The sequence below is a fragment of the Turicibacter sp. T129 genome (assembly GCF_025594975.1).
Taxonomy (GTDB): Bacteria; Bacillota_I; Bacilli_A; order MOL361; family Turicibacteraceae; genus Turicibacter; species Turicibacter bilis.
The window spans coordinates 1-25829 of sequence record NZ_JAMQUU010000013.1; the positions used below are offsets into that span (position 1 = coordinate 1).

At 33.3% G+C, this 25829-nt stretch carries 29 protein-coding genes; 22 read left to right on the plus strand and 7 right to left on the minus strand.

The features are described from left to right. Positions 1-585: 585 nt before the first annotated feature. Together pfkB and NEH75_RS01385 are read left to right on the plus strand one after the other, a co-directional pair. Positions 586-1515, plus strand: coding sequence for a 1-phosphofructokinase (gene pfkB / locus NEH75_RS01380; RefSeq protein ID WP_055305623.1), 930 nt, complete (start codon positions 586-588; stop codon positions 1513-1515). 46 nt (positions 1516-1561) lie between these two features. Then, entirely contained in the window at positions 1562-1957 is a 396-nt protein-coding gene (locus NEH75_RS01385) for a hypothetical protein (protein ID WP_055305624.1), read from the plus strand. A 26-nt stretch (positions 1958-1983) separates the two neighbouring features. Here NEH75_RS01385 and NEH75_RS01390 read toward each other — a convergent pair whose 3' ends face one another. The 3 genes from NEH75_RS01390 to NEH75_RS01400 all read right to left on the minus strand — a co-directional run bounded on the left by NEH75_RS01390 (position 1984) and on the right by NEH75_RS01400 (position 5384). Further along, positions 1984-3345 carry a recombinase family protein gene (locus NEH75_RS01390; RefSeq protein ID WP_262948367.1) on the minus strand — a complete coding sequence of 454 codons (1362 nt, stop codon included), beginning with the start codon at positions 3343-3345 and terminating at the stop codon, positions 1984-1986. A gap of 14 nt (positions 3346-3359) precedes the next feature. Further along, positions 3360-4718, minus strand: coding sequence for a recombinase family protein (locus NEH75_RS01395; RefSeq protein WP_262948368.1), 1359 nt, complete (start codon positions 4716-4718; stop codon positions 3360-3362). 63 nt (positions 4719-4781) lie between these two features. Beyond that, positions 4782-5384: a LexA family transcriptional regulator gene (locus NEH75_RS01400; protein WP_262948369.1), complete on the minus strand. Its 603-nt coding sequence runs from the start codon at positions 5382-5384 to the stop codon at positions 4782-4784. Positions 5385-5751: 367 nt separating this feature from the next. Between NEH75_RS01400 and NEH75_RS01405 the strand changes: the two genes are divergently transcribed. From NEH75_RS01405 to NEH75_RS13555, 10 genes are all read left to right on the plus strand, one after another. After that, entirely contained in the window at positions 5752-5994 is a 243-nt protein-coding gene (locus tag NEH75_RS01405; RefSeq protein ID WP_262948370.1) for a helix-turn-helix domain-containing protein, read from the plus strand. A gap of 157 nt (positions 5995-6151) precedes the next feature. Next, positions 6152-6478: a hypothetical protein gene (locus tag NEH75_RS01410; protein ID WP_262948371.1), complete on the plus strand. Its 327-nt coding sequence runs from the start codon at positions 6152-6154 to the stop codon at positions 6476-6478. An 18-nt stretch (positions 6479-6496) separates the two neighbouring features. After that, the gene (locus NEH75_RS01415) at positions 6497-6712 is read left to right on the plus strand and encodes a hypothetical protein (protein ID WP_055277571.1); all 216 of its coding nucleotides are present in this window, start codon (positions 6497-6499) and stop codon (positions 6710-6712) included. 154 nt (positions 6713-6866) lie between these two features. Next, entirely contained in the window at positions 6867-7778 is a 912-nt protein-coding gene (locus NEH75_RS01420; RefSeq protein ID WP_262948373.1) for a hypothetical protein, read from the plus strand. Continuing rightward, positions 7775-7954 (plus strand): hypothetical protein, encoded by a 180-nt coding sequence (locus NEH75_RS01425; protein WP_055242852.1) that lies wholly within the window; start codon positions 7775-7777, stop codon positions 7952-7954. Before NEH75_RS01420 ends, NEH75_RS01425 begins: the two co-directional genes overlap by 4 nt. A 28-nt stretch (positions 7955-7982) precedes the next feature. Then, on the plus strand, positions 7983-8351 hold the full coding sequence (locus NEH75_RS01430; RefSeq protein WP_262948374.1) for a hypothetical protein: 369 nt from the start codon (positions 7983-7985) through the stop codon (positions 8349-8351). A 142-nt stretch (positions 8352-8493) separates the two neighbouring features. Continuing rightward, a complete protein-coding gene (locus NEH75_RS01435; RefSeq protein ID WP_262948375.1) occupies positions 8494-9021 on the plus strand; it encodes a single-stranded DNA-binding protein in 528 nt (175 codons plus the stop codon). A gap of 461 nt (positions 9022-9482) precedes the next feature. Continuing rightward, positions 9483-9824 carry a phage terminase small subunit P27 family gene (locus NEH75_RS01440; RefSeq protein WP_262948376.1) on the plus strand — a complete coding sequence of 114 codons (342 nt, stop codon included), beginning with the start codon at positions 9483-9485 and terminating at the stop codon, positions 9822-9824. A gap of 37 nt (positions 9825-9861) precedes the next feature. Beyond that, positions 9862-10302, plus strand: coding sequence for a phage holin family protein (locus tag NEH75_RS01445; RefSeq protein ID WP_262948377.1), 441 nt, complete (start codon positions 9862-9864; stop codon positions 10300-10302). Between the two features lie 2 nt (positions 10303-10304). Continuing rightward, entirely contained in the window at positions 10305-11204 is a 900-nt protein-coding gene (locus tag NEH75_RS13555; protein ID WP_317452411.1) for an N-acetylmuramoyl-L-alanine amidase, read from the plus strand. 928 nt (positions 11205-12132) lie between these two features. Here NEH75_RS13555 and NEH75_RS01460 read toward each other — a convergent pair. Further along, entirely contained in the window at positions 12133-12705 is a 573-nt protein-coding gene (locus tag NEH75_RS01460; RefSeq protein ID WP_262948379.1) for a hypothetical protein, read from the minus strand. A gap of 1672 nt (positions 12706-14377) precedes the next feature. Further along, entirely contained in the window at positions 14378-15103 is a 726-nt protein-coding gene (locus NEH75_RS01465; protein ID WP_262948381.1) for an HNH endonuclease, read from the minus strand. Positions 15104-16222: 1119 nt separating this feature from the next. Here NEH75_RS01465 and NEH75_RS01470 point away from each other — a divergent pair. From NEH75_RS01470 to NEH75_RS01485, 4 genes are all read left to right on the plus strand, one after another. Further along, positions 16223-16435 (plus strand): helix-turn-helix domain-containing protein, encoded by a 213-nt coding sequence (locus NEH75_RS01470; RefSeq protein ID WP_262948382.1) that lies wholly within the window; start codon positions 16223-16225, stop codon positions 16433-16435. A gap of 6 nt (positions 16436-16441) precedes the next feature. Continuing rightward, complete coding sequence (locus NEH75_RS01475; protein ID WP_262948383.1) at positions 16442-17545, plus strand: DNA cytosine methyltransferase; 1104 nt, start codon at positions 16442-16444, stop codon at positions 17543-17545. A 102-nt stretch (positions 17546-17647) separates the two neighbouring features. After that, entirely contained in the window at positions 17648-19303 is a 1656-nt protein-coding gene (locus NEH75_RS01480) for an McrB family protein (protein ID WP_262948385.1), read from the plus strand. 10 nt (positions 19304-19313) lie between these two features. Further along, on the plus strand, positions 19314-20567 hold the full coding sequence (locus NEH75_RS01485; protein ID WP_262948387.1) for an McrC family protein: 1254 nt from the start codon (positions 19314-19316) through the stop codon (positions 20565-20567). Between the two features lie 807 nt (positions 20568-21374). On the opposite strand, the gene NEH75_RS01490 is transcribed toward NEH75_RS01485, so the two are convergent. After that, positions 21375-21629, minus strand: coding sequence for a hypothetical protein (locus tag NEH75_RS01490; protein ID WP_262948388.1), 255 nt, complete (start codon positions 21627-21629; stop codon positions 21375-21377). Positions 21630-21871: 242 nt separating this feature from the next. On the opposite strand from NEH75_RS01490, the gene NEH75_RS01495 reads away from it, so the two are divergent. From NEH75_RS01495 to NEH75_RS01510, 4 genes are all read left to right on the plus strand, one after another. Beyond that, positions 21872-22189: a hypothetical protein gene (locus tag NEH75_RS01495; RefSeq protein ID WP_262948389.1), complete on the plus strand. Its 318-nt coding sequence runs from the start codon at positions 21872-21874 to the stop codon at positions 22187-22189. Positions 22190-23339: 1150 nt separating this feature from the next. Continuing rightward, positions 23340-23546 carry a DUF1659 domain-containing protein gene (locus NEH75_RS01500; RefSeq protein ID WP_262948390.1) on the plus strand — a complete coding sequence of 69 codons (207 nt, stop codon included), beginning with the start codon at positions 23340-23342 and terminating at the stop codon, positions 23544-23546. A 31-nt stretch (positions 23547-23577) separates the two neighbouring features. Then, positions 23578-23814, plus strand: coding sequence for a DUF2922 family protein (locus NEH75_RS01505; RefSeq protein WP_055242746.1), 237 nt, complete (start codon positions 23578-23580; stop codon positions 23812-23814). Between the two features lie 208 nt (positions 23815-24022). Further along, positions 24023-24169, plus strand: a complete 147-nt coding sequence (locus tag NEH75_RS01510; RefSeq protein ID WP_262948391.1) for a hypothetical protein — start codon at positions 24023-24025, stop codon at positions 24167-24169. 52 nt (positions 24170-24221) lie between these two features. Here NEH75_RS01510 and NEH75_RS01515 read toward each other — a convergent pair whose 3' ends face one another. Beyond that, on the minus strand, positions 24222-24428 hold the full coding sequence (locus NEH75_RS01515; protein WP_262948392.1) for a hypothetical protein: 207 nt from the start codon (positions 24426-24428) through the stop codon (positions 24222-24224). Positions 24429-24498: 70 nt separating this feature from the next. Here NEH75_RS01515 and NEH75_RS01520 point away from each other — a divergent pair, with 70 nt between their 5' ends. Together NEH75_RS01520 and NEH75_RS01525 are read left to right on the plus strand one after the other, a co-directional pair. After that, positions 24499-25500: a helicase-related protein gene (locus NEH75_RS01520; protein ID WP_238581296.1), complete on the plus strand. Its 1002-nt coding sequence runs from the start codon at positions 24499-24501 to the stop codon at positions 25498-25500. Further along, on the plus strand, positions 25463-25756 hold the full coding sequence (locus tag NEH75_RS01525; protein ID WP_055275159.1) for a hypothetical protein: 294 nt from the start codon (positions 25463-25465) through the stop codon (positions 25754-25756). The genes NEH75_RS01520 and NEH75_RS01525 overlap by 38 nt, the downstream gene beginning before the upstream one ends. Positions 25757-25829: the final 73 nt, after the last annotated feature.

Here is a 25829-nt window from a genome sequence, read left to right on the forward strand (position 1 = left end):
ACGTACGGTGGTGTGAGAGGACGATGATTAAATTAATTAATTATCTCCTACTCGATTGTATAAATGAAAACCACCTGCTATGCAGGTGGTTCTAAAAAGCTTTTAGCGTGGTAATAAAATAATAACTGGAGGAAAAAACATCTAATATTAAGAGAAGCTATTCATAGGCTAACAAGTAATAGTAAAAAAAGAGTTCATTTTATTTTGAGAGTAAAGATAAAGGTTAGATGATTATTTATGTGGAGATGAAAAAAAGTAGGTCTTAAAGAGACAAAGAAGATGTAAATGATAAGCGTAGGTGTAAATAGGTAGTTGAAAAGATGAAATTAAGAGAGGAGACTAGAAATCCTTTGAGGATTAACGGAGAATGTGGTGCAGAAGTTAAGAAATTCAGAAGGCCTTTCAGGCCTAGGCCGGTAAAATAGGCTTTTAGCCGCAGAGAAAACCACCAGTTCTACTGGTGGTTTTTTTTGTAAATGAATAAGAAAAAATTGAATATACTAAATAGCAATAGACTAATGATAGACATAGTAAATCTATAAGAATAATTATGTTATTTATAAATAGAGGAGTGTGAATTAAACGATGATTACGACTATAACGTTGAATCCTGCATTAGATAAATTAATGCAGATTGATGCTCTAAATATTGGCGAAACGAATCGCACTGAAATTTTGAGTGAATCTGCTGCGGGTAAAGGGATTGATGTAGCTAAAGTGATTCGAGATTTTAATCGCGAAGTAAATGCCACTGGTTTTTTAGGCGGAATAGTGGCACCTATTTTTAAGCAATGCTTTCAAGATGAAAAAATTAATGATCATTTTATTAATATTAAAGGCACAACGCGTACAAATATTCAATTATTTGATACTAAAGGAAAGCGCACAGAATTACTTGAAAAAGGACCTGAAATTGAAACAAATGAATTAACGGAGCTCTTACATAAGGTAGAAGAGTTAGCAAAAAAAAGTACAGTTGTTGCGATTTGTGGGAGTGCACCTCGAGGAGTTGATGAAGATTACTTCACTAAACTTATTCAACTTTGTAAAAACTACTGTGATAAGGTTATTGTAGATACATCAGGATCTTTATTGAAAGTCGCTATTGAACAAAAACCATGTTTAATTAAACCGAATCAAGATGAAATGCTTGAGTTAATGGGAGTTAAATCTGCGACTCAAGATCAAATGATTGAGTTTGCTCAAGAAATTTGTCGACAAGGGATTGAGTATGTTCTAATTTCATTAGGAAAAGAAGGGGCAATGTTAGTCTCAGAACAAGGTGCTTGGAAAGGAAAGGCGCCAGAAGTTGAAGTTAAGAGCACACTTGGATGCGGTGATACCGTTGTGGCTTCAATGTGTATCTCTTTCGCAGAAGGTGACCAGCCGGAAGAGATGTTAAAAAAAGCAATTGCTTTATCGAGTGCGAATGCTATGACTTTTGAGACAGCTCATGTGATTGAATCTGATTATAAATCTCTATTGCCTCGCTGTCATGTTGAAAAAATTAAATAAAAGAAATCCAACACCTCTAGCGTAATTGATGTTAGAGGTGATTTTTATGTTTGATATCAGTGGACGAGAATGGATAGAGGAAGAATATTTACGACTTCATGAGCAAGGATTGGTTCAGGAAAAGGACGTCGTAAAGGTGATAGGGGTTCACAATCAAATGTGTGAGCGCTGTTTGAATCAATCTGATGAATGGTTTGGTACTTTTACTTACAAGGAACAATTGATTACCTATTGTCGCCAATGTTTAGATTTTAAAATGGTAGATAACTGTCATTATTTATATCGCTCATTAATGCCTGCAAAAATAACAGACAATGCTCATGTATTAAATATAGATTTTAAACTCTCTTCACTTCAACAAAGAGCCTCTGATTTTGCTAAAGAGATTTTAGAAGCAAATGATTTAGGCCTGATCTGGGCTGTATGTGACGCTAGCGTATGAAAACCGAAAAGTATTAAAAAAATAAGCTATTGATTCCAAGTAATTTGAAGCCCATCCTCAGTTACGACTATTTTATTTATAAATAAATCAACAATCGCAGTTTGCATTTCTAGGTCACATTCAAATAAGTTAGGGATCCCGTTTTTAATGAATTGTTCAATCTGAGATTGTTCATATTCTGTTTCTTCTGCTTGTGCTAAGAGTGTTTCCTTCTGAATGTTTAAATCGGCTAATTTAGCGTCGAGTGAAGTTTTAGATAATCTATCATCCATATACAAATCCAGTAGTTTATTTATTTTCTTATCAATACGTTTAATTTGTTTAATGTAGTTCATTGGGCTATGACTTAAGTCAATTTCGCCACTTGTTTCTAAATTTTTAATACGAGTGAAAATTTCTTTTTCAAATTCATCACGGCGAATCGTTCTGTTAAAACATTTACTTTCGTAATGAGAAGGTGTTTTTCTACGATTACAGATTAGATAATGATAGGTAGCTTTCTCACCAGTTGCTAATTTATCTGTATGAGAGTATGAACGATATTCTTCTCCACATCGAGCACAAAAAACTTTTCCTGTAAAAACTTTATTTTTTACTTTTCCAAAATTTGAACCTCTATTTTCTTTGAAGGTCTGTTGTACTTGATTAAATAAATCTTCAGATATAATGGGTTCATGTGCGCCTTTATACCATTCACCTGCGAAAGAAACCTCACCAATATAAACTCGATTTTGTAGGAGGTGAACAAGTCGTTTAACTTTAAGCTTAGTAAAACCCTCTTTTTCTAATTGATCTTGAACTTTAGTATAAGATTTTAATTTTATATAGTCTTCAAAGATTCGTACAATATGTTTCCGTTCTTCTTCATTGACGACCAATTCTCCACGAGCTAGACGAGTATAGCCATAGGGAGCTGTCGCTGAACCACCTGACCATAATCCTTCTTCTCGTACCATTTTGTGATGACAGCTTCTTAAACGTTCAAGAATGGTCTCACGTTCGAGTTGAGCGAATACAGATAAAACGCCAATGGCTGCACGTCCAAAAGCAGTAGTGGTATCGATTGTTTCAGATAGCGAAATAAATTCAACTTCATGGGGTAAAAATACTTCTTCAATTAAATAAAGTGTATCCCGTTGACTTCGACTTAGACGATCTAAGCGATAAACGATAACCATATTAATTTTTTTATTTTTAATATCTTTTTGTAATTGTTGTAGGGCAGGGCGATTTAAATTAGACCCGCTATAACCTGCATCAATATATTCCTGTGTATGGGTCCATCCTTTAGAGGTACAAAAAGCTTCTAGTCGTTCCCTTTGTAGCGGGATACTATAATTATCGATTTGTTGTTCGGTTGAAACTCTTGAATACAATGCCACTTTCATCTTTATCCCTCCGCTTATTGATTCCAAATCACTTGTAATCCATCCTCTTTCACAATGATTTTATCCACGAATAAATCAATAATGGCGGTTTGTGTATCTAAGTCACATTCGAATAAGTTAGGAATTCCTTTTTTAATAAAGTCCTCCATTAGAGATGTTTCGTATTCTGTTTCTTTTGATTGAGATAGTAATTTCTCTTTTTGAGAATTAAAATCTGCTAATTTAGCGTCAAGTGCATCTTTTGGAAGTCTATCATCCATGTATAAATCGAGTAACTTATTGATTTTCTCATTGATCGCCTCAATCTTTTTTGAGTAGTCAACAGGTGTACTCTTTTTAGTAAATTCAATTTCACCACTTGTTTCTAAGTTTTTAATGCGGTTGAAAATCTCATTTTCCAAGTCTGAACGTCTAATATTACGGTTAAAACATTTACTTTCATAGTAAGATGGCATCTTACGACGGGAACAAACCATATAGTAATAAGTCCCACCAGTTTTTTTATCCTTTGCAGAGTAAGAACGATAATTCTCCCCACAGCATCCACAAATAACTTTTTTTCTGAAGACATTATTTTTTATCTTTCCGAAATTATAACCTTTGAAGTGCTCATTTACCTTTTGCGCTGCATTAAATAAATCAACCGATATAATCGGTTCATGTGACCCTTTGAACCATTCACCTGCAAATGAAACTTCACCAATGTAGAGCCTATTTTTAAGTAATGAAGTAATACGGGCATGTCGTAGAGGAGGAAAACCTTCTTGTTCTAATTTCTTTTGAACTTTAATATAGGATTTCAATGTGACGTACTCTTCGAATATTCTCACGATATGTTTCCGTTCTGCTTCATTAACTATTAACTCTCCACGTTTAAGTCTAGTGTAACCATATGGACTAGCATCAGAACCACCAGCCCAAAGACCTTGGTCACGAACCATTTTGAGACGACCACTTCGTAGACGTTCAGTAATTGTCTCACGTTCTAGTTGAGCAAATACTGACATGACTCCAATCATGGCTCGACCAAATGGTGTGGAAGTGTCAATGGTTTCTGAAATGGATATGAACTCCACATTATTAGGAAGAAACATTTCTTCGATTAAATAAAGGGTATCCCGCTGACTTCGGCTTAAACGATCCAGGCGATAAACAATAACGGCATTTATCTTTTTACTTTTAATATCTTTTTGTAACTGCTCAAGAGCAGGGCGATTTAAATTAGATCCGCTATACCCAGCATCCACATATTCTGTAATATCATCCCAACCTTTAGACGTACAAAAAGCTTTAATACGTTCTTTTTGTAGCGGGATACTGTAGTTTTCAATTTGTTGCTCGGTTGAAACTCTCGCGTACAATGCTACTTTCATCATGATTCCTCCTAAGACTTTTGAAGTCTTTTTTATTGATTCATAGATATCTCTAGCCGATTTCTATTCTAAAAATGGACTAATAGTATAACAGTATTTTCCAATTACATTCATGTCCTTAATATCATTTTCAACAAGTGTAATGAGTTCACCTTCTTCCATCACCGGTCGTAGTGTGACGATATCCTTATCTACAATGTATAATTTTCTAATCATCGCTTCATTTCCGTTAAGAGAGACAGCCACGATATCACCGCTATTAATTTTGGTCTTTTTATTGAAGATAGCAAAACAATAACCAGTGATAAATGTTGGATGTGCCACCTGTATTCCAAAGAATTGTCCGTCGTTATCAGGGTAGGGGTTTTTAATTTTAGCAATCTGATTTCCAAGAGTATCTCCATAAATGGCATCGTATATTAAAATTTCATCTATTTCACAAGGGATATATTCCTCTGCACCGAGTAAGACTAGGTGAGAAATATTTAACGCTTTTGAAAGTAGTTGTAGTTTGTCACGCTTGATGTTTATAATGTCACCCGATTCCCATTTACCGACTGTTGTACGGTCAGCATGACATAGATCCGCTAATTCCTGTTGAGTAAGTCCAAGTTCTAAACGTCGTGATTTAATAATATCTTTCATTTCTATTAATTTATTAGTCATCTTATCCATCATCCTTTATACGCTTGATTACAGTATCATCATATCGAAGTCAAAGGTTATCTGCAATGGTTCTACGTGAGTCTGTATCACTTTCTGGAAACATTCGACAAACAAAAACAGAAATCAACAAGGGAAAGGTGATTTAACACCACAATCCACATAAAATAGTTTTTATGTCGAAAACTAGAACAATATTCAAGAAAGATGTTTGTTTTTATAAAAAAATAAATAGTAATTCACGAATGTTAGCGGTTACACGTTGTTAGGATGAAAATATTGTTATATTATAAGTGTGACCCAAGTCAACATTCAGGGGATGGAATAGATTGAGTTTTGGTTAGAAGAAAGATAATAGGGAGGGAATATCATGAACACTGCATTGTTTAAGGACTATGTCGAATTAAGGGGAATGAACTTTAATCAATTTGCGAAGGCTTTAGGGGTGAAAAAAAGTTATATTTGTGCACGTATGAAGTATCCTGACAGATTATCAACAGAAGATATAAAGTCAATGGCACATCTCTTGGAGTTAAGACCGTATGAAATTACGAATGTGTTTTTCCCAGAAGAGGCTATTTTTAGTCTCTCTGACTTTTTTAATAAAGCTTAATTTTTTTTTATCTGTTAGGTGATTTTATTCAATATTAAAATTTGTATTCAAGATATATAAGTGATTAAAAATCACATAACGATAATATTTTTTACTATTTAGGTGATTTTATTCATCTTTTTGGTGAAGTTACAAGAGATGTTAAGGGGGAATAGAAATGAAAGTTAATACACCGCTAGGCATCATTGAATTTCCTGATGCGCTAATGAATTATGGTTATGCATCGGTGGATACGAAAAAGCCTTTAAAGAAATTAAAGATTCAAACGTTTGATGAGGGGAAAGAAATTTTATGGTATCGTAATGCAGCGAATCAGGCGATTACGGAGATTAGTTGTAGGAAAGATAAACCACAGGACTATGAATATACGTGTCCATGCGGTTATGAATTAAAATCGGGGTTTAATTTAGAAAGCATCAGATGTCATCAATGCGAAGAACTGATGACTAAAACATACATCGGGGTCGTGGCACAAGTTGTTTAGATCGATGGGGGGATGAAGATGTTAGCGGGATTTTTATTTAAAGAATATGAGATGAATCAGGAGGGGGTTGTAACAGGCTATAAAGTTCTTTTGAAAAATGAACAAGTTGCAACCCTTGAATATCGAAGTCATACGTGGATTGGGGCCATTGTCAAAGATATCAATATTATTACTAAGCGTGATCAATCCGTGATGCGAGTCGCGGGTTGGATTATTCATGAATTAAAGGGATAGGATTTCTAATGATTCATCACGATCAGCAGATAGAAAAGGTGTTCGACAAAAAGAGAAGAAATTCTTCTCTTTAACGAACTTGTATAGGATATTAACAAGTCGACCATTTTTAGATTTTGTCGAATAAGTGGGAGTCGAAATGGGGGAAGTCGTGATGAAGAAAAAAGTATTTGATGATTATGATTATGAGAACTTTTATAATCAATCCTTTCATGAGCAAACAGGGGAATTATTAAATGATGGTGTAAAGTCATTAAGGGGAGTGGCTTATACCACAGCAACGATTAAAGCGGGAAATCAGTTAGAAGTAGAGATTTATCCCTCATTTAAAAAAGAGATTCCTGAGATGATTAGACGATTTAAACAAAAGAAAAGTCGTGAAAGTAGTGAGCAACAGAAAAATTTAAATGATCGTAATGCGAAGAAAAAGTTAATGCGATTAGTTCATGAGAATTTTTATACGGGTGATTACTGGTGTACGCTAACGTTTAAAGATGAACCTGAGGATTTAGAAACGGCTGAAAGATTAAGTAAGAATTTTTTTAGGCGGATTAACCGAGCAAGAAAGAAAAAAGGGTTAGAGAATGCGAAGTATGTTTATGTCATTGAAGAGGGAACAACGGGAACCGAGCGATTCCATCTTCATTTAATTATGGATAATGGGTTAACCAAAGCAGAAGTGGAATCTAAGTGGAAACTAGGTGCATCGACCATTCGAACATTAAATTACTACAAAGAAGAAAATTTCATTGGGATTTGTAAGTACATGATGAAGGATGAAGAAACGTATAAAAGAACGGCTTCCAGATTAAAAGGGAAACGCCGTTGGGGAAGTAGTAAGGGAAATCTTGTGTTACCCAAGCCGTCAAAGAATCGCACGAAAATGAGTAAGCGTAAGGTCATGGATATGGTGTTAAATCAAGATTCGATTGGTGAGAAGTTAGAGCGAGACTATCCCATGTATCAATTTAAAGAAGTGGAAATTAGATACAATGATTGGAACGGTTTGTTTTATATCTATGCTCGCATGCAAGATAAACGAAAACGAATGAGGGTGAGAAGATGAAACAGTTAGAAGTGATTTATCCATTTGATATTGAAGTGTTGGCAGAAACAAAACGTATTTTAAGACTTTTGATTCATAATGAATTGGTTGCCATTGAGCAGAGAAATCGAGCCGAATTTTGTGCGAAGCATTGTGATCAATTAGAACAACGACTTTATCATTTGTTAAATAACTGATGATTTGAATCGGGAAAGGAGAATCGCCGTGACGTTACAAGAGTATTTGAAGCAGCATCAGATGAAGTTATCGACCTTTGCTAAAACATATAATCTGGATTATCACGGGCTTTTTCGAGTGAAACAGGGGGCAGTCACACGGGATGAAGCGATAAAGCGTGTCTTTGAACAGTTAAATATTATCAATGATGGGAAGCAGAAAGTGGGTGAACCGAACACCTCTTTTCTATCTCAGGAATGTGTGTGTATTCATTGTGAGCCTTCGGGTGACATCTATTGCTATTACCGTCATCACTTACAAGAGATAGAAGAATATTTATTACAACAGAACATTCCCTATTATGTCAGACAAGCCAAAGACTACTGGCTAGTGAAGTATGATAAGGAGGCTTTATAAAGTTGAATCGAACGGTTAGAAGAACGTGAAAGTTGAACTTTTAGCCCTTTCTTTGACAGAAGAAAGGTGATGAAAGGAAACTTTATAGGGATTCTGTTCGATGAAACTAGATTGATTTTAAATTAAGAAAAGGAGAATTGGTATGATTAATAACATTGTTTTAGTGGGGCGGACCACAAAAGCAATCGAATTAAAGCAAAACAAAAACGGGACAAACTATGTGCAATTTACCTTAGCCGTGAATCGTCCCTATAAAGATGAACAAGGTGGACAACAGGCGGATTTTATTACTTGTGTCGCATGGAATAAAACAGCGGAAACCATTGCCAACTACGTTTTAAAAGGGACGCTGATTGGAGTAGAGGGTCGATTACAAGTCAGAAATTATGAGAATGAAGCGGGAGTCCGACAGTATCTATCAGAGGTTTTAGTTAATCGATTCACTTTTCTAGAGTCTAAAAAAAGTAGTACAATACCTGAACCTGTAGAGCCTTTTAATCCCGCTATGGAAAGTAATATTAACCCGTTTGATCCAAACTTCTCAAATCCTAATTACTCTCCCACCAGTCAAAACTACAACAATCCCTTTACAACCGCTACAACTTTGGCTGGCAGTCTAAATAGGGCAATGAATCCTATTTCCGTTAGTGATGATGATTTACCTTTTTAGGGGATAATTCGTGATAAAAAAGATGGCACTCAAATTCATTTCAAGAATAGTTGATATATCTTTTAAGGATATAATCGCCAAACGTTGTATACAGGCTTTGGACCTCGGTAAATGTTTGAACTGTTTGACACTTATAGTTGGTCTGTACGGACTTTGTTTTAGGTTACGTGGCAAACTCCCCGAGTTTGCAATGATGTTTAGTTTTCTGCTGATGTGCTATACACATACGAGATGATACGTGAGGAGTGGGGGGGGATGGGATGAAAACGTAAATCGAAGTATAATTATTATTGTAACGATGACCAAGCGTTGCAAAATCTCCTCCATTTACTCATATCTATTCTTTAAACAAATGCTTTTAATGCTCATTTATAAATCAACAAGAGTTTTTTTATATTTTTCTTTTATGCCGTTCAAATGAATGGCTTTTTTAATAGCAATAAATGAAAGGGGAAGTGAAAATGGAAAACAGATTAAGAGGAAGTTCTGACAAGGTTTTTAGTGCAAGAGAGGGATTGCCTGATGAAGTCAAAAGGTTGTATGAGGCAATCGCCTGGCATTTAGAGGGGGCAGATGTGTTAAGTAATTTGGATATTGATTGTATTGAAATGACCGCCTATGCGATTTATCGAATGCGACAAGCAAGACAATCACTAGATCAAGAAGGACTATTGATTCAGCAAGGGGAAAAGCTCGTTAAAAATCCTGCGGCTAACATTGAAAAAGACTATCAGAAGATTTTTTGGCAGGGGTGTGTTCAGTTGGGGCTTAGTCCAGTTAGTCGAGCCAAACTAAGTAAATGATGAAGGCTACGTTTCAATCTGAAAGGGGGTGTGAAACGTGATAGCAACCAAAATGATAGAGGTCTTTTCACATGAAATTAGTGTGCCAGTTGGGGGAATGACATTGGTAGTTTTTTTAATGATCTGTGATATTCTAAGCGGGATTTTTAAAGCCATCGCACAGAAGCGGGGGATTAATTCGACCATCGGAACGAACGGACTCATTAGAAAGGCGGGGGTCTTATTGGCTTTATTAGTATTTATTGTGGTGGATTCTCTTGTGGAATTAAACTTTGTTTCGCTTATTCCAAATGAGGTGTTAGAGGTGTTCAAACTTCAACAGACATGTATTGGACTTAGCCATGTTATGTTAGGCTTTTTTGGACTCTTTGAACTTGTCAGTTTATTTGAGAATTTAGGCGAAGTTGGAGTGCCATTACCAAACTTTATCATGAAATCTATAGAACGCTTAAAAGTTACATTAGAGGGGGAAGAATAAAAATGTATATTATTAAACAAAATTTAGTCGCATCAGAAAACTATTCCATCAAATGTCCACATTCCATGACTGCCGAATTTATCGTCGTTCATAATACGGCTAATGATGCAACCGCACAAAATGAGGTTGCCTATATGATTCGTAACAAAAATCAAGTGTCGTTTCATTATGCGGTAGATGATCAAGAAGTCGTGCAAGGATTGCCAATTAATCGTAACGCTTGGGCATGTGGCGATGGAGCGAATGGAAAAGGGAATCGCAAAGGAATTCAAGTTGAGATTTGTTATTCTAAATCAGGGGGAACACGATTCGATAACGCTGAAAAAAATGCCGCACACTTTATCGCCACTCTTTTAAGAGAGCGAGGTTGGGGCATTGAAAAGGTGAAAAAACATCAAGATTTTAGAAATAAATATTGCCCTCATCGCACCCTTGATAAGGGGTGGAATGGCTTCCTTCAAATGATTAAAAGTTATTTAGATGATATCCCTGTAACCTCCTCATCAGGCTTTAAAGTTGGCGAGAAGGTTCGAGTGAAGGAATCAGCCACACAGTATGCCACAGGACAAGCACTAGCATGGTTTGTGAAAGGCTCGATTTATGAAGTCACAAAGGTAGCGGGAGATAAACTGTTGTTATCGGATATTATTTCTTGGGTTTGGATCGATGACGTGGAAAAGGTGAGTGCTAATACCGTTGTTGCAACAGATTACACCTTCTTAGTTGAGATTATCTGCGACGAGCTAAACCTCAGACAAAAAGCTGATTTTAATTCAAAGGTGATGGGAGTTGTTAAAAAGGGGGAAGTATTCACGATCGTGGACCAACAAAATGGATTATATCAATTGAAATCCGGAGCGGGATGGATTTCAGCCGGAACTAAATACGTTCAAAAGATATAAAATAATATGCTATAATAATGATAGGTGGAAACCTAAATATAATACTAAAAATCAAATATCAAAAATGAACAGCAAAAAGAGGTGAATTCGAACTCATTCGTTTCCACCTCTTTTTTATTTCATCATTATTATCCCGTATGTGTACGACACTAGGCCCGACTACGGTATTACATTACAAACTCTGGGAGAGTTTGTCGCATAGCCTAAAACAAAGTCCGTACAGACCAATAACAAGTGTTAAATAGTACAAACATTTACCGAGGTTCAAAGTCCGTATACAACGTCTGATGAATATATTCTTAAAAGATATATCATCTATTCTAGAAATGAATTTAAGGCTTCCTTTTAACTACTGCTATCTTGATTATCGTGAGCATCCCGCTACAAGAACTATCCAAACTTCAATGCCGACAGAAAAACATAACAATTCATGGATAGGCTAATCATGTTCACACATCATTAGCCTTTTCTTATTGATTGCTAAGGTGCAAATCTAATGATTTTTGCACTTAGCGAATAAATTTATTTTTAAACTAGATGTTCCCTAACCATTCAATCCTCACTCATGCCTTCCATACTAGCATATGGTTAGGGCGGTGAGTCTTGATGGTTAGCTTTGTATTTAACAAAGGTTATAGCATGGTAGCGGGAGAGTGTTATTTATTTACAAAGAGTAAATCTAAGTATATAGAATTTGATAAAGCCCAACTGTTGCAAGAAGCAACGATTGGGCTTTATCATTATCAACAATGTTATAAGGATTTAAATAACGGTTCAAAAATGAACGGTTATTTACTCAGATTACTAAACGATACCTACTGATTAAAGAAGTAGTAATTATAGCAAGACAGATAAGAAAACGAACACGGCAAGTTTGCGGTGTTGGTATCCATGATGTTTTGAGATAGAGATATAAAAAAATGCCCCGTTAGAAACGATAAACTGTAATATAGGGAGTATGTATAGGCTCGATGTAGTCTAATGATCTTCTAGTACCTTTTCTTTTTCTTGCCCCTTTTCTTTCTATTCTATTCCCTTTTGAATCATATTTTTCATTATTGATTATACTGATTTCTAGTTCAGATTTCCGATTATTCTTCTTTTTATGTGAGTTTATGGATGCTTGATATTTCTCCCGTAAGAAAGCATTGTGATTATTCATAATAGTTTGATATTTTGTTTTCTCTAAATAGCATAATCCTTTAATTTTCTCAATTTGATTTAAAGGAACTTTCTGCTTTATATCTACAACAGATGTAAATTTCAAACCTTCAGACTGATGTATAAGAATTTCAGGATTACTTTTTGTTTTTTTAAAATTGTGTTTGGATTTTTTAGTGTTTTTCGTTGTTGAGGAAAAAGTAGTTTCGTAGTTAGGATTATATTTATATAGGCGTAATCCAAAATAGATATTATTTGATTTGATGATTAATATTGGAACTACTTTCTTATTTGATAATCGTCCAAGTATGATTTCAGATTCATTAAAGTGTTTATTCATTTTTATCGCTCATTTCTGTAGTTTTTATAAATTCCCCATAGAGTCCAATCTGTATAGGTAAAGTTTAACACTGGAAATAAATGGTGTAAAGAGGGGGTGAACAGTCGTGATAAAAATTTTAAAAGATATGAACAGTAAGCAGGAGCATCCCGCTACAAGAATTATTCTAACTTCAATTCCCGCTACTAATATTAAATAGATAGGCTAATCATGTTCGCACATCATTAGCCTTTTCTTATTTGATGCTAAGGTGCAAATCTAACGATTTTTGCACTTAGCGAATTCTTTTAAAACAAGACATTCCCTAACCATTCAATCCCTTTATTTGCCCCACATCATGCTGATGTTAGGGGCTTTAGGGCTTGATGTTTAGGTGTTGCTTAACAGAGGGGAATTCTTAGTAGCGGGAGAGTGTTCTTTCTAATTAAAGATTCAATCTAAGTACATAGAATTTGATAAATCCCCAACTGTTGCAGGGCGCAACGATTGGGGCTTTATCATTATCAACCATATTATAAATAAGGACGTAAATAACGGTTCAAAAATGAACGGTTATTTACTCAGATTATTAACCGATATCTACTGATTGAAAAGATATTCTTTATAGTAAGATAGTAAGAAAACCAACACGGTAGACTACGGTGTTGGTATCCATGTCTTTTGTGATAGGGATATAAAAAGAATTTTAAATAATCAGGAGTATCCCGCTACAAGAATGAATCTAAGTTCAATTCTCATTAATAAATGGATAGACTAATCATGTTTGCACATCATTCGCCTTTTCTTATTTGATGCTAAGGTGCAAATCTAATGATTTTTGCACTTAGCGGAAATCCATACTTAAACAGCGTAATCACTAAACATTCAATCCTCCCGTGCCACCATCCTAGCGTATGGTTAGGGCGTGGGGCTTGATGTTTAGTACTGTATTTAATAAAGGTCATTCAGAGTAGCGGGAAAATCATTTTTCTACTTAGTGTTTAACTTAGTACCTGGTTTCATGAAGCTGCTAACTGTTGCAAGGCAAGAATTAGCGCTTCATGATCCTAAACATTTATTATAAAAATTTTGTTGTTCATAAAAAGTTGTCATTCTTCGAGTAGAATGATCAATCACAAATAATAAGAAAACCAACACGGCATAAATGCGGTGTTGGTATCCATGATCATTGTGATAAAGATATAAAAAAGGATTGAAATGATCATAGGCATCCCGCTACAACGAAAGATAAAATCTTATCCCCAAAAGAAAGAACTAAATATCAATCCCACCAAGTCACCCGCCTATTGCATACGTCGGGTGTGGTGTGGTTTGATATTTAGTTACTGTATTTAACGAAGGTCATTTATCGTAGCGGGAAATCACTTAACGTTTTTAATATTTATAAGTATGAAAAAAGCCCTAATGATTGCAGGGGGGAAGCAATGATTAGGGTTTACTTTAATGTAAATATATAATTATAAGGAAGAGTAGAAAGTAAATTTTCAATACATGCTAGGGGAAGTAGCACCCTAATGTTATTGGCATAAATGTTTAAAAGTATTCACTTTATTTAAAATAAGTGATGATCGTGCCTTCATTAACAAGAGAGTATTTGACTAACCATAGGTGTCCCGCTACCATGCGTGACTAAACTTCAAGGCTTCCTAATAACAATAGAAAATGGATACTGTTAAGACTTGTTTTTAAGAATGGACTGAACATTCTCAACTGTTAATTCTTCTTTTTTATAATGAATATACCCGTGACATGTAGGACACAATGTTATGAGCTCGTTTATTTGTACTTTCCGTCTTCCCTTAGATTTATGTAATGGTTTAGTGTGGTGAACATGTAAAGTATTTTTAAAGGGATCAACTGGTGTTAATCCGCAACATTGACACGTATAGTTATCACGTTCAAGAACAATTTTCCTTGCATTTGAACTTCGTTGGCTTACAGTTATGGTGCGTGTTTGCTGTTTCCCCTCATATAATCCAACTTCAATATTTAATTCTGCTTCAATATCTTCATTTTCATCAAACTCAATATCTTCCATAAATGATTTTGCTAATTTTGCATCAATAATTTTTTTGTATTCTTCGCCTTTCTTTGGATTGTAGTTTCTATATTTTTTATAGGCACATCCGATTATAGATAATTGTGAGTGAATAGCACCCCGTTTGCTACTATGAACGTCTAGTTTTTGCATAATCTCAGCGACTAAATCAGCGAATTTATCTGCTTTCTTTTCATGACTTTCTCTAAATCCATCTAGTTTTACTAGTAAGTCTTTATCTTTATATTTTAGAACCATATCCACTACACAATCTGCTAATATTTCCATCCTTTCATGTGTCCATTGAATATTTTTTTCTTTATTTTCACTAGTTTTTAGTGACGTTTCATTTGAATTCATCTCTATTCTCCTTTTTCCTCATTTATAACTAGTCCTTATCTTAACATAAAATAATTGTTTGGCTAGTAAAAAAAGACTTCTTTTTAAATCAGACATTAAAGGTGATTTAATGCAGCGCTCATATTTGTAATAGCTAAGTGATAGGGATGTAAAGCAGGAAGTTGCTAATCGCAATTATTCCGCTGCAAGAACTAATCAAACTCCAATGCCTAAAAAAAAATAATCATTAATGGATAGGCTAATCACGTTTTCACGTCATTAGCCTTATCTTATCTTCCATACCTAAACAAGGTCATCACTAAATATCCAAGTCACCTATGCCCACATACTGTCGTATTGTGGTGGCGAGTGCCTTGATATTTAGGGTGATGTTTAAGAGAAGACAGGCATAGTAGCGGGATATTATTCTCTCTAATGCAAGAATAAAGCCTAGTACATAGAAATTGATAAAAGCCTCAACGGTTGCAAGGCAACTATTGGGGCTTTTATCAATATAAAGAGAAATATGAATACAAAGTCCGTCAATAACGGTTTAGTCATGATCCATAAACGGAAGGCGCTGAACCATTATTTACTCCTGCTATTAAACAATATCTTCTGATTCAGGAAGAAATCGATGTAGCAAGAAAAGTAAGAAAACCAAAACGACATGAATTCATATGGTTTGGGTATCAATGTCTTTTATAGTGATAGGGATATAAGACATTGATGATATAACCATAGGCATCCCGCTACATGAAACACTCTAAATACATCTTTCCATAAAAAAACTAAACATACAATTATGCCCCATGCCTGAACCTTACGGTGGGGCAGGTGCACGAATTGTAGTTTAGTCATGTATCTAATAAGAGTCTTTCGTGGTAGCGGGATGTTCTTATCTTTGTAACTAGAAAAAATCGTAGTTCATAGAATTTGAATTAGCCACCAACGGTTGCCGATAGAGCAACTATTGGGAGGAATAATAGTTTTAAATCCTAGAAGAGTGTAATATCAACTGTTCCAGGATTTTTTTATTGTTTAGTTGAAAATGCGAACAAAAGTTTTTAAATAATATTTATGAATAAAATTTTTATGATATACTTTATAAGAGAATTTTTTTCTTTAAGGAGATAAAGTATGTCATTTTCGTATAAAAAGTTATGGAAAGTTCTAATAGATAAAAATTTAACTAAAACAGAATTAAGAGATATGGCTTCAATATCAAATTCATCTTTAGCACGTTTGTCTAAGGATGAAAATGTAACTATGAACGTGTTAGGTAGGATTTGTAAAGTTTTAGAATGTAAAATAGAGGATGTCGTTGAGTTTATTCCTGATAAGGAGGTTTAAAAATTAATGAGAGTTGTTCAAGGAATGTTAGATTTAAAATACAAAGAAGAAATTAATGAAATTGCATGCTCTAAAGAAAAAATTAAAACCACCTTAAATACAATTTCTTTATTTAGTGGAGCCGGTGGATTAGATTTAGGGTTAATAATGGCTGGTTTTAAAATTGTTTGGGCAAATGATATTTTGAAGCCCGCTGTTGAAAATTATAGATATAATATTGGTGAGATTCATGAAGGAGATATTACTCAAATTAATGTAAATGATTTACCAGAAGCAGATGTTGTTGTTGGTGGATTTCCATGTCAACCTTTTTCTAGCGCAGGGAATAGATTAGGAATAGACGATGATAGAGGGAATATGTATTTAGAATGTATTCGTATAATAGAGGCAAAAAGACCTAAGATTGTAGTATTTGAAAATGTTAGAGGTTTACTTTCTATAAAAAATAATGATAATTCAAAATTAATTGATACAATATTATATTTATTAGAAAATTCAGGAGATGGATATAATGTATCGTTAAAATTAATAAAAGCTAGTGATTATGGTGTTCCACAGAATAGATATCGAGTTATCATTGTAGGAATTCGAAAAGATTTAGGATTTACTTTTAAATTTCCAGAGCCGTATAATATTGACTATTCAAAATTAACTCTGAAACATACATTAGATATTCCAGGAGGAACACCTAATCAAGATGAAGTGTGGGAGTTTTCTCCTCAAAGTCAAGCCTTAATACCTTATATCCCCGAAGGTGGTTCTTGGAAAAATATACCTTATGATGTGTTACCGGATAGAATGAAACGAATACGTGATAATATGAAACGATATCATTCACCTAACTTTTATCGTCGTTTTTCTCGTGATGAAATTAATGGTACAATAACAGCTGCTGCAACACCTGAGAATTGTGGAATTATTCATCCAACAGAAAATAGACGGTATTCTGTTCGTGAGGTAGCTAGAATTCAATCGTTTCCTGATACCTATAAATTTGTAGGTGATTCGATTCCTTCAAAATATAAAATAATTGGAAATGCGGTTCCCCCTAAGTTAGGTGAGGCAATTGGTAAAGCAATTATTGAACAATTAATTGAACATAAGCATTAAATTAAAAGACCTGTACTATATTTTACAGGTCTTTTAATTTGATATTATATTTTATCAAGTGTTATGTTATTATAACATTAAGATATATATAGGGGGTTATTTATGAACGTAGTATATATTAGTAAAGAAGATGTAATACAATCTATTGAATATTTTAAAGAGCTTGGTGTAAGTTCAGATGCTTCACTATTCATTTATTTAATAGCTAAGCACTTTGGGATTACAACTGCATATCCTATAACTTTCAAAACATCTGCTTTAAATGATGAGCAAAAGAAAGAATATAGAAAGGCATTATGGATGTTTGCAGGATTAGTAGATGCGAATGAGGCACCTGGAAAACGAACTTTAATATTCCCAAATGGATTTAAAAATAATGATTATTATCAACCAGGTACTGAATTTAGTGGAATAGTTGGGCGTGTTAAAGATACATTAGAAAAGAAAAATATTAATGTCCCAGTTTATAATGATGAGGATTCGGTTATTACATTAAGACATAACTATAAAGAAATAATATCAGATGAATATTTAAATGGAAAAAAGATTTCTTTAAGGCATTTAGCATCATGGTTATTTAGATATACTAAATTTGAATTTGATTCATATCCAAAGGAAGTTGAATTTTCTAGAGTTATTGAAAAATCTATTTATAAGTATTTGAAGATTACTAAACAAGACTTGCAGTGGCTTTTTGAAGATGATATTTCAATAAATCGAATTAAGCCATCAAAGTCAGCGATTACTGGAGTAGAGATACGACAAAATTTTTCTTTTGAAGCTGGAAAGGAACCAGAAGTAAATAAATCCGGAACTTCTCGAGATAGTTCGCAAGTAAGTAGTCTTTCTCTTGAGATAGTTAATCAGTATCTTGAGTTAAAAGGAGATAATCCTTCAGATCAAACTATATTCGAAACATTAAAGTTGAAAAAGCAAATTGTATTAAATGGAGTTCCAGGTGTTGGGAAATCTCGTTATACTAAAACACTATGTGAAAATGCCTTTTTTAAAGAAAGTAAGATGGTTCAATTTCATGCAAACTATTCTTATGAAGACTTTATTGGTGGAGAGACATTAGGAACTAGCAGTAATAGTAACAATACAGTAACAGAAGTAATAACTAGAAAAGGAACTTTTCTTGAGTTTATAGAAAAAGCAAAAAAGGATTTAAAAAATAATTATTTATTTATTATTGATGAGTTGAACAGAGGAAATATTGCTGAAATTTTCGGGGAGACAATTCTTATTTTAGATAGAGGATATACGGTAACTTTAGCAAAAAAAATCGACAATGTTGTAGAGATTTCTATTCCTGAAAATGTATATATTGTTGCTACAATGAATACAAGTGATCGAAATATTGCCTTTTTAGATTTAGCAATCCGAAGAAGATTTGCTTTTGTTGAATTAAAGACTAATTATGACTTCTTATCAGAAATGGTACGTTGTGATTTTTCAAGTTACGATTTTGGTAATATTTTAAAAAAAATAAATAATCGTATTCTAGAAACTTTAAAGGATAAGGAGTTATTACTAGGACAATCTTATTTTATTCCCCAAAAGGATAGTAATAATAATTATATTTGGACTCAAACTACTTTGCAAAATCAATTTAATTTTGTTATATTACCAACTCTTATGGAATACAGTTTTAATGATAAAAATGCTGTTTACACTATTATAGGCGAGCAATTAGCAGACTGTATTCTAGATATAGAAGATTTTTATTGTGCATTTAATGCTGAATTTAGTAATTGAGGAGTAATTTATGTCTAGCGAAAGTACAGTAAATAATCATCTTATTTATATTCATGAAGAAGAAATAGACTTTTTTGAAAGATTTGTTCGTGTACATAATATAGATTGGCCCAAGGATCAAAAAGAGAATCTTGTTCTTGCTATTAGTAAATCCTTAGTAGGTTATATTGTGACCCCTTTGCGAAAAATAAATTTATCCCCTAAATATAAAGAGATAGGATTTGAACATATTTTTAGAATGTATCTTTATGTATATGGATATCAATCTACTGATAGCTCGAATGTATTAGATGTTACATCTTCATCTAAAAGTATTGATGTAATTGAAATGTTTTTAAATCATCTTATAAAAAACATTAAAATTGGTATTATTCAAGAATATATTGAAACAAATACAATAACGACAACAATTAAAGGAAAAGTGCAGTATACTCAGACATATGTGAATTCATTATGTTGTAAAAGAAAGCCAGTTGTAACTAAAGTGCACAGGCTGTCTTTGAATAATAAAATTAATTATTTAATTGTTGCTGCATTATTAAAAATAAGACATATTAAAAATTATAGCTCTAAGGCTAATGAACTTTTAATGTACTTTAAAAATGTTAATCCAAATATTTTATCGGGGAAAGAAGCTTTAAAAAATATAATATTTAATACTAACACAATTAGATATCAACAAACATTAGTTTATGCTTCTATGATTATTGATCAAATGGATTATGACGATTTGGGAAACACAGTTGGTACTGAAAGCTTTATTTTAAATTTTGATAAACTATTTGAAGATTTTGTTGTAAAAATTTTGAAAGAACAACCAAAAGAAAGAAACTTTACTGTATGGAATTATCCTAAAAAATTTGCAGAAGTTTCTTTATGGGGAGCAGTTAAGGGAAGTAGGCATTATTTACCTGATATCTTGTATAAATTTAATGCTGAAGATGAACAGTATGCGTATAAGGCATCCGCTTACGGAGTTCTTGATGTTAAAAATAAAGCATATAGCCAATTTAAAAATGCAGATATTTATCAAATATTAGTATACAGTTCTTTGTTATATGCTAAAAAAGCAATATTAATATATCCTTCATTTTCAATAAGGTATCCTGAAAAATTAGTACTAGACCCAGATTTATTCTCACCACATACTATAACAGGTGTATTTATTAATATAGCATCTAGTTCAGGAGATGAGTTTTTACAAGATATTAAATGGTTTGTAGAATTAGTAGAAAAAGTCTTATTAGATATTGATTATAGATAAAGTTATTTTTAATAAAAAAGTAAAAAATATACGGTTTCATCAGATAACTGGAGAGATTCTAAAAGTCTAACTTTTGCGTGTGTATGTGTAGTGTTGAACTCTACAACAGCAAATAACTTTAAAAGAGCTATACTTCGTAATTTAAGTCCTTAAATCTTATCTAAATTTTATATAGCTTGTACACGACTTAAAGTAATCTATATTTTACAGATGAGAAGAAAATTCCCGAAAAATATAAAATATTTGATTAAATACGAATTTGATAAAAACTAATATGAGATAAAATATTTTTATGGTTGTAATTGGTGTTTTTATATATATAAATAAGTATAGTAACACTTTCTTATCTACTTATTTATTAAGTGGGGACTATATTAAACCTTTATATGAACCCGGCCAGTTGCTAGGTATCGAGTTATTAGATCATTTTATTATTTGGGATAGAACATTCACATCATCAAAAGAAAAAGGTTGTTTATAAAGAGCTAAGTGACAAATGAAGTTGTTTAGTTTCTTTTTTTACTAGTTTTATTAATAATTTTGCTTATATTAGAGATGGGCAGTACTAATCCCAAACGTTTTAGCTAGACGTATTTAATGGAGTTTTTTCAATGTAGCGGGATATGTTTAATGGTATTTATAATTTTATATGACTTAAAAATTTATTTAATTAATTGAAATATGTCCAATATTTCATAGTGGAAATGAGATCTTTCAGTTATTATCTATGCAGACAACGAACATTCATTCCTGTTTGTTGTATAACACGTAAAAAAGTTAGAATAGCAATAGATATTTCTAGTCTTATTATTCAGGAAATCTAATGAAAATAGGTGTATATTCGCCAAGATAGGCTCCGCTGATATTGAAGTTAAAGAATTCTACCGCATCTTCATATTCTATATTAAGACGTTCCATTAATATCTCAACACATTTTTGAGAATCATAAATAGCAATTGGTGGTATTCCGATTCGTTCTCCTATTCCGATTAGTGCATCGTCTAAATCCGGTAATAATATAATATTATCCTCATCAGTTTCAAAGTTTTTTTTAGTATCCATATTTTCATCTCCTTGTGATTATTTTAATAAAGCATATGCTTCATTAAATAGGATATGATAGATAATAAAAGTCTGTTTTTGAATATTTTAGAGTGACAAGAAAAAATGATTGAAAATATTATTGTTGAAGAACAGTCCGAGCGGTTGGTCAAGGCGATATAAGCTAAGATAATTTAGAAACTGATTTTTAAAAATGGACACTAAATATTATGATTAGAAATAATGAGAAAAGGGTGGAAAGTATGAAACATAACGAATTAGATAGAGCAAATATACTTAATTTTTTACAATGGAATGATAGACATGGATGTTACACTGATGAGAACTGCGACTTAGAAGGTGTAAGTCGATTAAGCTCTGATGATGCTGTAAAATTCTTTTTTGGCGTAATGAATGAAGATTTTTATTATTCTAAAGTAGATAATATTTTTGAATTATCATATGATCAAATCATTGAATATGCAAGACAAAATGATTTTTATGATAGCACTGTCGAAAAATTACAATTATTACTTCAAGAACCATCGTCTAATGATCGGTTTTATAAAACTTTAATTTGATGATGAAGATATTATTAAAAGATATATCATCTATTATTGAATTAAAATTAAGTGTTCCCTTTAACGAGGGAGCATCTTACTAACTACAAGTATCCCGCTACAAGAATTAATTAAACTTCAATGCCAACAAAAAAACATAACAATCAATGGATAGGCTAATCATGTAAACACATCATTAGCCTTTTCTTATCCTATGCTAAGACTCAAATCTAAAGATTTTCGTACTTAGCGGAAATCCATACTTAAACAAGGTCATCACTAAATATTCAAGTCACCCGTGCCCACATACTGGCGTATCGTGGTGGCAGGTGCCTTGATATTTAGTTTGATGTTTAAGAGAAAACATTCCTAGTAGCGGGATATTATTATTTGTAGATACAGAATACGTCTTAGTACATAGAAATTGATAAAAGCCCCAACGGTTGCAAGGTAAACTATTGGGGCTTTTATCATTATAAATTTCAATTTAAATAAAAGAGTGTAGATAAAAAAATCTTCTAATTAAGGAAGAGATTAAAATAACAAGACAAATAAGAAAACCAAAACGACAGGATTGTGGTTTTGGTATCCAAGATCTTTTAAATATAGTTATAAAATAGGATTTAAATAATCATAGGCCTCCCGCTACAAGGAACACCTTTTCTCTAACTCTGACCTAAAACTAATGGTCTTGTTACTTGCCTTGGCTACTGGCGTAGGGGGCAGTACCAATCCCAAACGTTTTAGGTGATTTCCGTAGCGGGGTGTATTAAGAATAAAAGACATAAAAAAACAACTGATGGGGGAATCAGTTGTTTGATGAAAGGGAATCTATAAAATAAGGAGTTCAGGGAATAGCAAGTCTTAAACTTACACTTATGTTATGGAATATATTTCCGTTTTTATTCAAAAGCAGTGGTATTTAAAGATAAATCATGTGCAATCCCGCTACAAAGAAAAATATTTCTTCAACTCTGACCTAAAACTCATGGTCTTGTTACTTGTCATCCCTGCGGTGGGGCAGTACCAAGACCTTTGTTTTAGGTTAATGTATTTAATAGAGGTCATTCACAGTAGCGGGACATCTTTTGGATGGAAACGTAAATCGGGATATAATTAAAGGGTAGGTGGCGCTACCTAAAACACATAATGAATTCGGGGGGAATTAAAGATGCAAGATATTTATGATCGCAAGTTATCTATTTATTTAACGGCTGGTCAAGACGATGAGGGGAAAGACATTGTAAAGGCGAAGTCTTTTTCGAACGTCCGCTTAGACACCACAGATGAAGAGTTATCAAACTTTGCGGAGAAGTATGTGGCATTATCATCAGGCACACACACGAAAACGGTCGTGGCTGATTATCGTATGCTTTAGTACAACAATAATGATAGGGGGATAAAAGATCATGGAAGAAACATACACATTAACTTGTAAATTCAAAGACACTGAAAATAAAACACGCTCAATTGAGATTAACAATCCAACAGAAGACTTATCAGATGATAAAATTTTAGACTTCATGAACTATGTGATTGATAGTGAAGTATTAGTCTTAAACGAGCTACAACCTGACTTAAAATACGCTAGTATTGCAGGTGCCTGTTTAACAACCAAACGCGTTGAAGAAATTACATTAGCTTAAATACAGCAAGAGCCATTACATCAGTAGTGGCTCTTTTAATTTTGACTAGGAGAAGATCATCACTCGTGATATAATTATAAAGATCTCTCAAAAATGTGAACAGCAAACAACAGAGGAAGTAGATGCGACTTATATCGTTTCTACTTTTTTTGTTGTTTTAAAAAGGAAATCATCTTAACGGGTCGTATATTCATATGAGGTGATAAAAATGACAAAGGAAAAACAATTTGAAGAAAGATTAGATTCATTAGTATTATTAAAAGCTTTATTAATTAAGGATAATGAATTTGACGAGGTGGCACAAAAAGAGTATCACGAAGCATGGGAGAGAGCATTTAAGTTACTAGAAGAATAATTGAAAATAAAAAGGCAGTCAAGTAGCTATTCGCTACCTAACTGCTTTTTTGTTATTTAAGAACATGACTAGATATGTTAAATAACTCTTCAATTTCATCTGTTGTATAGGTGGTTTGAGTCCATATCATTTTGTCGTAGTTAAACTGATTGACTAGGTATTGAGCGTTTGGCATGATATTAGAAATCCAAAGATGATCGCCAATTCTATACATCGTTACATCAAATCCATAATAATTATCTTTTCTTAATTCAAACATCGCTATTCCTCCTAAATATTTGTCATGTTTTATCATTAAATATTTTTTCGGTTTTCAAGACGTGCAGTATGTGGAGCCAGGAAAAACAGAGATGATGTTTGAAACCATTGCTCTTGCTTTACAGCAACAAAAACGAGTTTGTTGGGCGATTCCAAGAGCTGATGTGGTCATCGAGTTGGTACCTCGACTTAAACAAGCCTTTCCGTATGCGTTGGTGATTGGACTGCATGGTCACTCTGATGAAAAAATGGATTATGGGGATATTGTGATTAGTACAACTCATCAATTGATTCGTTTTTATCAAGCATTTGATTTGTTGATTATCGATGAGGTAGATGCTTTTCCATATACATTTGATGAGATGCTACCACGGCTAGCAAAGAAAGCTTGTAAACCAACCTGTGCTACGATTTATTTATCTGCAACACCATCAAAAGCGGATCAAATAGCGATTAAGAAGGGGGCTTTGAAATGTTGTCTCATTCCTGCAAGGTATCATTTATATTCGCTTGACATTCCCAAATTTCAATGGGCAGGGAATCTTGAGAAAGCTTTGAAGAAAGGGCGTCTTCCTAACGCTGTTTTACGTTGGATGAGAAAAAAACTTGCGACTAATCGGCGAGCCCTTTTATTCGTTCCAACGATTGAAGCGGGGCATTTTCTTCAACAGGTATTAAAAAAGCTGCTGAAATTAGAAGTTGCCTTCGTTTATTCGAATGATGAGGAGAGAATTTCAAAAGTAAAAGCATTTAAAGAGGGAGAAGGGCAGTTTTTAATTACAACGATGATTCTAGAGCGTGGTGTGACGATTGCTGATATTGATGTGGCTATTTTTTGTGCTGAACATGAAGTTTATGAAGAAAGTGCCTTAGTACAAATCAGTGGACGTGTCGGTAGAAATCCTAAGTATCCACATGGAGAGATTATTTTCTTTCATTATGGAATTACAGAAGCGATGGATGCCGCGCGTGAACAAATTAAGCGAATGAATCAAAGCGCATGGAAGCAACATTTATTAAAAGAGGAGCCAAAATATGAGATGTCTAGTTTGTTATCAATTTATCGTTATTAATCGATTTCAAGAGTTGTTAGCGCTTGAACCGCCAATAATTTGTGCGACTTGTCAACAATACTTGGTTAGGAAGAAGGGACCTTGTTTATTTGAACAAAATGAATGGATGACTGAAGTTGTAGAGCGATTGAAAAAAGGAGATCTCATTTTAGTTCAATTATTTATTTCGGCATATTATCAAGAGATTAAGAGACAATTAAAATTAAAATCTCATATTATGATTTTAAATCCTGTATCACCGGGCCCTTATCCATGAATGGATATTTTATTAGAGCAGGTAGAGAAACGATTATCCAAGCAAGAAAGAGAGAAACTTCAATTGATTTTTG